The sequence below is a fragment of the Thermus neutrinimicus genome (assembly GCF_022760955.1).
Taxonomy (GTDB): Bacteria; Deinococcota; Deinococci; order Deinococcales; family Thermaceae; genus Thermus; species Thermus neutrinimicus.
In genome coordinates this window covers 1-9,242 of the sequence record NZ_JAKTNU010000030.1, presented here as the reverse complement: position 1 = coordinate 9,242, position 9,242 = coordinate 1, and the positions used below count along the sequence as shown (strand labels likewise).

Genomic DNA, 9,242 nt, shown 5'->3' with positions numbered 1-9,242 from the left:
GAGTCAGATGAACTCGGATGGGTGCAGGCATGGGGATATTTTAAGAGGAGGGTACTTATCTCCGGACAGAAGCTCGAGAACCGCCCCCGAAGGGAGGGTGTCCATCACCTCCCTAGCCCGGATCAAGCCCAAGGCACAAGGCGTCTTTCGGTTATCCAGGCGGTGCAGAGGGCGTACCCTAAGGTCATCCAAATTGCACACGCCCCTCACAGGAGAGCACTGCCGATACAGGGGGCAGGTGATGAAGATGACCACAAGAGCCAGAATGAAACCCAGCTTGAGGGGAATGAGGCTAAAGGGAAAAACCCTCCAGGCCTCGAGGGGCACCCGATAGCCGATGGCCATGAGGAATCCCGTAAAGAGAAGGGTAGGAAGTGCAAGGCGCACCACAAGGCGAAAGCGCTCAAGTTGTCTGGCCCCAGCCACCACGGCTTCCACAAAGGGATATCGCATGCCCACTGGAATGTTTACCGAGAGGTTGAAAAGCGCCCCTCCCAACCAGAAACCAAAGCCGCTGAGGTGAAGAGCCCGGAGGGCGAAGACCCAAAACCCCTGGGTGTCCCGCTCCGCCCAAAGGAAGGTAAGGGCTAGGGCAAGCCCAAAGGCTAGCCCCGGCTTGCCGCGCCAGAGGGCCAAACCCAGTACCAGCTGGGTAAGGGTCAAAACTCCCCATAAGGCGCCAAGATAAGGAAAAAATGCAAGGGATGGTGCAAGGAGGGCACGGGCTAGTCCTAAGGGCTGGGCCAGACGCCGCCAAGCTGCTTCCTCCGCCGCCAGGAAGGCCTGGGCTTCCGCTCCTAAATCCCTTTCCTCACGGAGATAAAGGGTCCGCCATGCGCTAAAACCTAAGGCCAGAGCCAGTAGCCAAAGGAGAAGCCAGCGCAGCAAAAGGCCAGGAAGGAAAAGGCCCAGGTGAAGCCCAGTAAAGACTGCCCCCGCCAAGTAAGCAAGGGATATAAGGGCAAAAGCCACCTTAGGTAGGAAGGGCACTTCCTGACGCACCTCTACCACTAGGCTCGGCATCAACTCCCCTCCAACACGTGCACATTGGGCAGGGTCTGGGCCCACAGGCGGTTTTTCTCTACGAAGACCCTCCACTGCTCGGGCACGTCCTCCTCGGGAAAGATGGCGTTCACCGGACAGGCGGGCACGCAGGCCCCGCAGTCGATGCACTCGTCGGGATGGATGTAAAGCTGCTCCCCAGCATCGTAAATGCACTCCACGGGGCAGACCTCCTGGCAGGACCGGTCCTTTACGCCGATGCAGGGCTCACAGATCACGTGGGGCATAACCACCTCCACCCCTAGCCTGCTCCCCGGCCCCTACCCCGTCCATGACCCGGGTCAAATGGCTTGGGGATCCTGCCCCCTATGCCTTCCAGGAACAAACTCACACTCGCGTGGGCGCGAAAAGGACAAGAATAGGCCATGGTGGCTTTGAGAAAACCCCTTCCCCCCTATTCCCTCCACACCCCAGGAGGGCAAAGGGTGTACCTCCCGGACCTCAAGGGAAAGATACTGGTTCTCCTACGCGACCCCGGGATGGCCCAGGCCCTGGCCCCTAGGCAAGCCGAGCTTGCTTCCCTCGAGGCCCAGGCCTTCCTCCTTGCCCAAGAAGCCCGGGAAAGCCCCTTGCCCCTCCTCGTGGACCCGGAAGGGCATCTGGTCTCCGTTATCCCGGAAAGGGGCGTGTTGGTAGCCGACCCCTTCCTAGAAGTTTACCACCTAGGGGCGGTGGAAGGCGTGGAGGAGATCCTGGACTGGGTGCGCTTCACGGGAGCCCAGTGTCCGGAGTGCGTCCTCCCTGAGGCGGAATGGCTCTAAAGGTAAAGCGGGTTTACGAACCAGCCTCCCCAGAGGATGGGGTGCGGGTGTTGGTGGATCGCCTTTGGCCTCGAGGGCTCAGCAAGGAAAGGGCCCGGGTGGACTGGTGGGCCAAAGAACTTGCCCCCTCAGAGGCCCTTCGCCGCTTCTTCGCCCACGACCCCAAGAAGTATCCCGAGTTCCTCCGCCGTTACCGGGAGGAGCTAAGGGGCAACCCCGCCCTGGAACGCCTCAGAGCCTTAAACCGGGAAGGGACCGTGACCCTTCTCTTCGGCGCCAAAGAGGAACGCTACAACAACGCCAGGGCCTTAGTGGAGATCCTGGAGCATTGAGCCCCGCCCTCCTGACCCCTTGACAGGGTTGGGGTCTAGGGTTAGTATTTAGGAGTACTAAGGAGGTGAGGTATGCGCCTAAAGCTATCGGTATTTCTCGGCCTCACGGCCCTAGGCCTTTTGGTCCTAGCCCAGTACCAGTACGGGGGCGGGCAGGCCTCGGGATCCAGCTTCCCCTACCCCGAGGGCTTCCGCCTCTGGACCCACGTGAAGAGCATGGAGCTCAAACCCGGTCATCCCCTCTACGAAAGTTTCGGTGGCCTCCACCACATCTATGTGAACCAAACCGGGCTGAAGACCTACCTGGAAGGCAAGAAGGGTCCCTTCCCCAAGGGTACGGTCATCGTCTTTGACCTCCTCGAGGCCAAGGAGGAAGGAAACGCCCTCTTGGAAGGCCCAAGGAAGCTCATCGGGGTAATGGTCAAGGACCCGGACCGGTATAGGGCCACGGGAGGCTGGGGGTACTACGCTTTCGGCCCCGACAAGAAGCCCCTTAGCATCGACCCCGCCTCCTGCCACGCCTGCCACCAGGGAGCGGCCAACACCGACTTTGTCTTCAGCGGTTTCCGGCCCTAAGATGGAGGGGTGGGCGCCTCCCAAGGCCGCCACGGAGAGGAAAAGCTCCTTGCCCTCTTGGAGCGACTGGGCCAGGTGGAGCGAGCCCTCCTCACCCGGCAAGCCTTCGGCCTAGGCCTCACCGCCTTACAGGCCCAACTTCTCCTCCACCTCTCGGAAAGGACCCAGGGGGTGGTAGCCCTGGCCGAACTCCTGGCCCTTACCCCAGCCACGGTAAGCGCAGCCCTCACCACCCTGGAGGGCAAAGGCCTTCTCTTCCGGACCAAGGATCCCAAAGACGGCCGGCGCTGGGTCCTAAAACCCACGGAGGATGGGCTCCGCCTGATCCAAGCCCTGAAAAGCTATTCCGACCCCCTGCTGCAAGCCCTACAGGGCGTGCCCAATCGGGAGGAACTGCTTTTAGGGCTGATGGAGCTTCTGGCAGCGCTGGTGCGCCAAGGAACGGTGCCCGAGACCGGACTTTGCCTTACCTGCCGCTACTTACGGCGAGAAGAGGGCTTTTTCTGCTCCCTCCTCCGCCTAGGCCTAACGCCTTTGGACCTTCGCCTCGCCTGCCCGGACCACGCCCCCGCCTAAGCGCCCACTTTAGGAACCTTGCCCACCTTCTCCCACCAAGCCGGGGGCACATAGACGCACCGGGGCTCGCTGGCCAGATAATCCCCGGTTTCCGCCCAGGCCCTGGCCCGGCTCCCCCCACACACATAGCGGTACTCGCACACCCCACACTTTCCCTTAAGGAGGTCTTTGTCGCGGAGTTCCTGAAAGAGCGTGCTATACCGATAGATTTCCAGAAGAGGCCTTTCCCGGACATTGCCGGCGTAAACCGGCAAGAACCCTGAAGGGGCCACATCCCCGGTGGCGGATACGAAAACAAAGCCATTGCCATCTGTAACCCCAAGCCGGGAGTGCTCCATGCCGTCTTGGAAGTACTCCCGGTGGAGGCTCTCTCCCGCCGCCAGGGCCCGGTCCCGGGCCCCCAGTTCCCTCCGCCTCTCTAACACCACCCGGCGGAAGTGGTGGGCTTCCGTGGTCTTCACGTGGAAGGGATAGGAAAGGGAAACCTCGTACAGCCAATGGAGCGCTTCCTCGAACTCCCGGGCAGAAAGCTGCCTTAAAAGGGCCCCCCGCCCCACGGGTACCAGGAAGAAAAGGCTCCAAAGGACCACTCCTTTTTCCGCCAAAAGATCGGGCAAGGCCCGGATCTCCTGCCAGTTATCCCGGGTCACGGTGGTGTTTACCTGGGTGGGAAGCCCTGCCTCTTTCGCCCAGTCCAAGGCCGCCAGGGTCCGGGCAAAGGTGCCCTCCTCTCCCCGGAAGGCGTCGTGGCTTTGGGGGCTCGCCCCGTCCAGGGAAAGGGCCAGCCGGGTCACCCCTGCCTCCTTGAGCTGGAACACCCTTTCCCGGGTAAGGAGGGGGGTGGCCGCCGGGGTGAGGCCCACCTTAAGGCCCAGCTCCCGGGCCCGTTGGATGAGGGAAAGGAGGTCGGGGCGGGCCAAGGGATCCCCTCCGGTAAGGAGCAGCAGGGGCTTGGGACGGTAGGTGGCCACCTCCTCTATGAGCCTCAGGCCCTCCTCCGTGGAAAGCTCCCCGGGCAGGGGGTGGGGCATGGCCGAGGCCCGGCAGTGGCGGCAGGCGAGGAGGCAGGCGTTGGTCACCTCCCAGGCCACCAGATAGGGGTACTGAGCAAACTCGGGGCGCTCCATATCACTAGGGTAACCGGTGAATAGGGCTCCCAAACCATGACCGGAGTCAAGCAGCGGGGGCGGGATGGCTGTTTTGCGCCTTCGCAAGAGGGAGGATGGGGAGCCCGTGGACCAAGGGGGAAGGCCCAAAGCCTTCCCCCGTTTTGGACCCAAAGGGTTCAGTAGATGTCGTAAGCGGTGTTGTACACGTTGAACTTACCCGTAGGGGTGCGCACCCAGTCCCCGGTGATGCGGGCTTTCTCCTCGAGGGTCAGGGCATCGTAGACCACGATAAAGGTGGGGGTGTCCTTGGAGCCCCAGGCGGAAACCCAGATCTCGGTGCCCCCCTTGTTGAACTCGGGATGCACCATGCGGGCCTTCAGGTCCTGGGCACCCGGCACCTCCCAGCACCTGGCCACCTCCAGGTTGCGCTTGTCGATGGCGCAGAGGCTTGCCGCCGCCTGGGGGCTTGGGCTCATGGGGAAGTCCACGATGACCCAGGGGCTATTGGGGTGAGTCTTGATGAAGAGGTTGCCGGTGTAGGGCAGGGTGATCCGCTTGACCACCTTCCAGGCGTACTGGGGATGCTTCTCCGGGTCTACGCCCACCACGGTCACCTCGGGGCTACCGATGTTCCCCGTGGCCCAAACCGGCCCAAAGGTGGGATGCTCCCAGTTGGAACCCCGGCCCGGGTGGGGCCTGACCCCCGCCTCCACCTCGGCGGCGTACTCCCGGGTCTTGGTATCGATGACGATGAGTTTGTTCAGGGCGTTGGCCGCCACGATGAAGTACCGCTTCAGGGCCCAGCCTCCATCGTGGAGGAAGAGATCGGTGTCGATCATGGTGATGGGCAAGGGCCGGCCCTTCTTATCCAGATGGGAGTAGTCCACCAGCCAGGTCTGGCCCGACTCCTTGAGGTTTACGATCCACTCGGGGTTAAAGTGGCTGGCCACAATGGCCGCCACCCGGGCCTCCATGACCAGCTCCCCCGCCCCCTTGGCGTAGGAGATGGTGGAGACCATCTTGATGGGCTCCAGGGTCAGACCATCCAGGACCACCATGGTGGGCGGCCAGTAGCACCCCACCACCGCATACCTGTCCTCGTAGCCCTTAAACTTGCTGGACTCTATGGAACGGGCATCCAAACAAGGCTTAGACTCGGCCACCACCTGGGGTGGGTTCATCCAGAGGTCGATGAGGCTGGCCTTCCCGTCCCGGCCGATGGCCATGAAGTATCGGCCCGTGGCCGAGGAGCGGAGGATGTGGGTGGCAAAGCCCGTGGGCACGATGGTGACCAGTTCCTTCTTATCCCCATCGATGATGGCCACCTGCCCGGTATCCCGGAGGACCTGGCCGAAGAAGTTCTGCCAGTTGCGGTCATGAAGCGGCTTGTTGGGCCGATTTTCCGGGGGCACGTGCACCTTCCAGGTCTTCCGGATCTCATCAAACGTGGGAACCGGAGGCGCCGGGGGCTCCTCCAAAAGGAAGCGGGCGACAAGCTCTATTTCCCTCTCCTTAAGGATCCCCTGCCGTCCCCAGTCAGGCATGCCCCCAGGAAGGCCGCCAAAGGTCACCGCCTTCAGGTACTCCAGACCCCTCTCCGCCATCTTTTTGGGGTCCAAGGCCGGGCCCGTGGCTCCCTTGCGCAGCACCCCGTGGCAACCCGCGCAGCGGTCAAAGTAGATCTTGGCCGCCTCCTCCTTCTCCGCCGGACTCAGGGAACCAGGGACCTGAGCCAAGGCCAGGGCACTCAAAACCAAAACGCCTAATAGGCCTAATCCCCTCATGGCTTACACCTCCAGCAACTAGGATACCGATGTCCGAGTAGTACAGATGTCCTATGATAGAAGTCCCTACAAAGATTCGCACACCGGTAGGCAAAACCGGACCCCCCTAGGGGGGTCCGGCGGGAGGAAGGGAAGGCTAGTGGGCGTGCTCCTTTTCGTGGAAGGTGGTCACCACCCACCACATCCCCTGGGGGATGAAGAGGTAAACGGCAGAGCTAAAAGCGATCAGGTACTTCCAGAAGGGATCCAGATAGGGGGGCAGAATCATGCCCAAGGCCCCCAGGGCCTGCAAGGCGGCGAAGAAGTAGGAAAAGGTGACGATGGAAGGCCTCTCCAGCATCCGCCCCAGGGCGTAGAACATGGCGTAGAAGCCCGCGGCGGAAACCATGAGCATGCCGTAGAGCATCAGGTCCCGCACCGCCTCGCTAGTCATGGGCCCCCACCTCCTTAACCACCCGGGCCTCCCCCTTGCCAATGGTAACCAGGTCCCACAGGAGAACCAGGTAGCTCACCAGGAAGAAGACCCCAAAGACGAAGCGCCAGACCATGCCGCTTTGGAACCAGGGGTGCTGCTGGGCGTCGATATAAGCCTGCCAGGTGCTGCCCCCGATGGCCCGCTCCACCATGGTCTGGGTAAAACCGGCGATGGTCATGGCCGCAGACATGCCGAAGATGCCCACCACCATCAGGACAAACGCCCACTTCCAGAGCTTAGAGTCAAAACGGGGAAGCTCGGGGCGACGCACCTGGTGGAGCGCCATGTAGATCACCGTGAGGATGGCGGTGACGTAGGCCCCAAAGAAGGCCAGGTGGCCGTGGGCCGGGGCCAGCTGGGTGCCGTGGGAATAAAGGTTGATCTGGGGCAGGGTTTGCATGAACCCCCAAACCCCAGCCCCGATGAAGTTTCCGAACGCTTGGGCGATGGCCCAGAAGAGGGCGGGTTGGTTCACGGTCTGCATGCGGTGCATCCCCGCGTCGTAGACCGCATGCACCACCATGGCCACCAAGGGTATGGGCTCGAGGGCGCTGAAGAAGCCGCCTAAACCCAGCCAGTACTCTGGGGTGCCGATCCAGAAGTAGTGGTGCCCAAGGCCCAGGATCCCGGTACCGAAGACCAAGGCCACCTCCAGGTAAAGCCAGGTCTCCACAATGCGCCTAGGGGTTCCGAGAAGGTGCATGAGGGCCATGGCCATGATGGAGCCCACCAGCACCTCCCAGGTGGCCTCCACCCAAAGGTGCACCACCCACCACCAGAAGTACTGGTCCATGGAGATGTTGGGGGTGTAGTTCATTCCCGCCATGTAAAGCCCCGCCAGGGCCACCAGGTCAAACATCAAGACCGCCACCACGCCGGTGATGCGCTGGGCCTTAATAGCCGTGGCCACCACGTTGTAAAGGAAGATGGCCATCACCGCCACGATGCCGAAATCCGCCCAGCGGGGGGCCTCTATGTACTCCCGGCCCTCGGTGATGAACCATAGGGTAAAGGCGTTGCCTGGTCCGTACTGGACCAAAAGGTAAACCAGGACCACGATGCCCACCGCGGCGATCAGGGTGAAGAAGGCGAACCTAGCCAAGCGGATGCCCACCACCTCCCGCCCCAGCTCCAAGGGCAAGAACCAGTACACTCCGCCCATGAAGCCCAGGAGTAACCAGACGATCATGGCGTTGATGTGGAGCATCCTGTTGGTCATGAAGCTAAGCTTGCCGTAAAGAAAATTGGGATCCAGATACTGCCAGGCCGCCAGCAAACCAAAAAGGACCTGGGCCCCAAAAAGGGCCAAGGCCACCCAGAAGTACCAAAGGGCCAGCTTCTGGGACTCGTAGAGTTTCCCTTGCGGTAAAGCCTGGGTCATGAGACACCTCCTACTGCACCCCGGCGAAGCGATCCGGGAAGCCATTGGTATCGATGGCCGACATCCACTTCAAGAAGGCCACCAAGGCCTTGGCCTCCTCCTCCGTCAGGCCCAGGTTGGGCATTCGGCGAACGAAGGTGGGATAGCGGTCGGGGTGTTGAAGCCATTCCGCCATGGCCTCCTCCTTGGTGGCCTTGCCCGTCATGCCCTTGACCATGGTCTCCCACTTGGGGTCCAACCAGGCCCGGGTGAGGTCCGGAGCAAAATAGGCCCCGTTGCCTAAAAGGGTGTGGCAGTCCATGCAGTTGCGGCTCTGCAGGGTCATCTTGCCCTTGTTGACCAGGGCGTAGGCTTCCTGCTCGCTCCAGATCTTTCCGAAAAACCCCACCTCCTCCCCAATGACCGGGATATCCCGGCGCTTCTCGTAATCCCGTTTGAGCCCGATGGCCTTGTTGATCACGCTATAGGCCGGCACTCGGGCCGAACCCTCCCGGATCTGGTTTAGGGAATCGATGGTGAGGTAGACCAGGATCCCGGTCATGATCAGGGAGCTCACCACGGCCGCATTGCGCCAGAACCGAGGCTCGAGCCATCCGGACCCCCGGGAAAGCCATAGGGTAAGGACCACGGTGGCGAAAAGGGCCCCGATGGTGGTTTCTATCCAGCCGATCTCCATACCCAACCTCCTTTCACCTCCAGCTCATAGACTCGGACCTCTTCGCCTGAGTTTCCATGACTTACGTCAAGGGCAAATGTCCCAAGGGATTTCCCCCTGGAACATTTGCCGATATTAGCTAGATGCTCTGGGTTATTGGGAATCGGTCCGCTGGCTTAAGGGCTCGTAGACGCGGATGATCCCCTTCATGTAAGGGTGAATGCTGCAGATGTACACGTACTCCCCAGGCTTGGTGAAGGTGATGCGATACCGTTGCCCATGACCCAGCTTGGGGGTCACAAAGGGCTCAGGACCTTGGACATCAATAACCACGGCATCATGCAAGCCCGTGCGTTCCCCCTCCAACAGGTCAAAAACGTCCTCATTCACAAACTCTACGGTAGTCCCGGCAGGGATCTCCAAGACCTTAGGGTAGAAGGAGTTACCCACCATTTGCACGGTGACAGGAAGGGGCCTCAGTACACGTCAAAACGTGGGACCACCCCTTTAGGATGGACCTGCGCCCACGTG

The 9,242-nt window shown here is 61.5% G+C and carries 12 protein-coding genes; 4 read left to right on the top strand and 8 right to left on the bottom strand.

All coding sequences use genetic code 11. The features are described from left to right. Positions 1–3: 3 nt before the first annotated feature. Both L0C59_RS10775 and L0C59_RS10770 read right to left on the bottom strand, forming a co-directional pair. On the bottom strand, positions 4–663 hold the full coding sequence (locus L0C59_RS10775) for a sulfurtransferase TusA family protein (protein ID WP_243091333.1): 660 nt from the start codon (positions 661–663) through the stop codon (positions 4–6). 359 nt (positions 664–1,022) lie between these two features. Continuing rightward, a complete protein-coding gene (locus L0C59_RS10770) occupies positions 1,023–1,289 on the bottom strand; it encodes an indolepyruvate ferredoxin oxidoreductase subunit alpha (RefSeq protein WP_243091332.1) in 267 nt (88 codons plus the stop codon). 198 nt (positions 1,290–1,487) lie between these two features. On the opposite strand from L0C59_RS10770, the gene L0C59_RS10765 reads away from it, so the two are divergent. From L0C59_RS10765 to L0C59_RS10750, 4 genes are all read left to right on the top strand, one after another. Continuing rightward, entirely contained in the window at positions 1,488–1,823 is a 336-nt protein-coding gene (locus L0C59_RS10765; RefSeq protein ID WP_243091331.1) for a hypothetical protein, read from the top strand. Then, entirely contained in the window at positions 1,814–2,155 is a 342-nt protein-coding gene (locus tag L0C59_RS10760) for a DUF488 domain-containing protein (protein WP_243091330.1), read from the top strand. Before L0C59_RS10765 ends, L0C59_RS10760 begins: the two co-directional genes overlap by 10 nt. A 72-nt stretch (positions 2,156–2,227) precedes the next feature. Continuing rightward, the gene (locus L0C59_RS10755) at positions 2,228–2,731 is read left to right on the top strand and encodes a cytochrome P460 family protein (protein WP_243091329.1); all 504 of its coding nucleotides are present in this window, start codon (positions 2,228–2,230) and stop codon (positions 2,729–2,731) included. Positions 2,732–2,740: 9 nt separating this feature from the next. Further along, positions 2,741–3,307, top strand: coding sequence for a MarR family transcriptional regulator (locus L0C59_RS10750; RefSeq protein WP_243091328.1), 567 nt, complete (start codon positions 2,741–2,743; stop codon positions 3,305–3,307). On the opposite strand, the gene L0C59_RS10745 is transcribed toward L0C59_RS10750, so the two are convergent. The 6 genes from L0C59_RS10745 to L0C59_RS10720 all read right to left on the bottom strand — a co-directional run bounded on the left by L0C59_RS10745 (position 3,304) and on the right by L0C59_RS10720 (position 9,164). Next, complete coding sequence (locus tag L0C59_RS10745; protein ID WP_243091327.1) at positions 3,304–4,434, bottom strand: TIGR04053 family radical SAM/SPASM domain-containing protein; 1,131 nt, start codon at positions 4,432–4,434, stop codon at positions 3,304–3,306. The genes L0C59_RS10750 and L0C59_RS10745 overlap by 4 nt on opposite strands. A gap of 158 nt (positions 4,435–4,592) precedes the next feature. After that, positions 4,593–6,200, bottom strand: coding sequence for a nitrite reductase (locus tag L0C59_RS10740; protein ID WP_243091326.1), 1,608 nt, complete (start codon positions 6,198–6,200; stop codon positions 4,593–4,595). A 136-nt stretch (positions 6,201–6,336) separates the two neighbouring features. Next, positions 6,337–6,633, bottom strand: a complete 297-nt coding sequence (locus tag L0C59_RS10735) for a hypothetical protein (protein ID WP_243091325.1) — start codon at positions 6,631–6,633, stop codon at positions 6,337–6,339. Continuing rightward, complete coding sequence (locus L0C59_RS10730) at positions 6,626–8,056, bottom strand: cbb3-type cytochrome c oxidase subunit I (RefSeq protein WP_243091324.1); 1,431 nt, start codon at positions 8,054–8,056, stop codon at positions 6,626–6,628. The genes L0C59_RS10735 and L0C59_RS10730 overlap by 8 nt, the downstream gene beginning before the upstream one ends. 10 nt (positions 8,057–8,066) lie before the next feature. Further along, on the bottom strand, positions 8,067–8,732 hold the full coding sequence (locus tag L0C59_RS10725) for a c-type cytochrome (protein ID WP_243091323.1): 666 nt from the start codon (positions 8,730–8,732) through the stop codon (positions 8,067–8,069). A 132-nt stretch (positions 8,733–8,864) separates the two neighbouring features. Further along, complete coding sequence (locus L0C59_RS10720) at positions 8,865–9,164, bottom strand: cupredoxin domain-containing protein (protein ID WP_243091322.1); 300 nt, start codon at positions 9,162–9,164, stop codon at positions 8,865–8,867. Positions 9,165–9,242: the final 78 nt, after the last annotated feature.

Excerpts from the sequence above, each read along its gene's own strand:
- L0C59_RS10770 (WP_243091332.1), bottom strand. The coding sequence starts at position 1,289 with ATGCCCCACGTGATCTGTGAGCCCTGCATCGGCGTAAAGGACCGGTCC.
- L0C59_RS10760 (WP_243091330.1), top strand. The coding sequence starts at position 1,814 with ATGGCTCTAAAGGTAAAGCGGGTTTACGAACCAGCCTCCCCAGAGGAT.
- L0C59_RS10755 (WP_243091329.1), top strand. The coding sequence starts at position 2,228 with ATGCGCCTAAAGCTATCGGTATTTCTCGGCCTCACGGCCCTAGGCCTT.
- L0C59_RS10745 (WP_243091327.1), bottom strand. The coding sequence starts at position 4,434 with ATGGAGCGCCCCGAGTTTGCTCAGTACCCCTATCTGGTGGCCTGGGAG.
- L0C59_RS10740 (WP_243091326.1), bottom strand. The coding sequence starts at position 6,200 with ATGAGGGGATTAGGCCTATTAGGCGTTTTGGTTTTGAGTGCCCTGGCC.
- L0C59_RS10735 (WP_243091325.1), bottom strand. The coding sequence starts at position 6,633 with ATGACTAGCGAGGCGGTGCGGGACCTGATGCTCTACGGCATGCTCATG.
- L0C59_RS10730 (WP_243091324.1), bottom strand. The coding sequence starts at position 8,056 with ATGACCCAGGCTTTACCGCAAGGGAAACTCTACGAGTCCCAGAAGCTG.
- L0C59_RS10725 (WP_243091323.1), bottom strand. The coding sequence starts at position 8,732 with ATGGAGATCGGCTGGATAGAAACCACCATCGGGGCCCTTTTCGCCACC.
- L0C59_RS10720 (WP_243091322.1), bottom strand. The coding sequence starts at position 9,164 with ATGGTGGGTAACTCCTTCTACCCTAAGGTCTTGGAGATCCCTGCCGGG.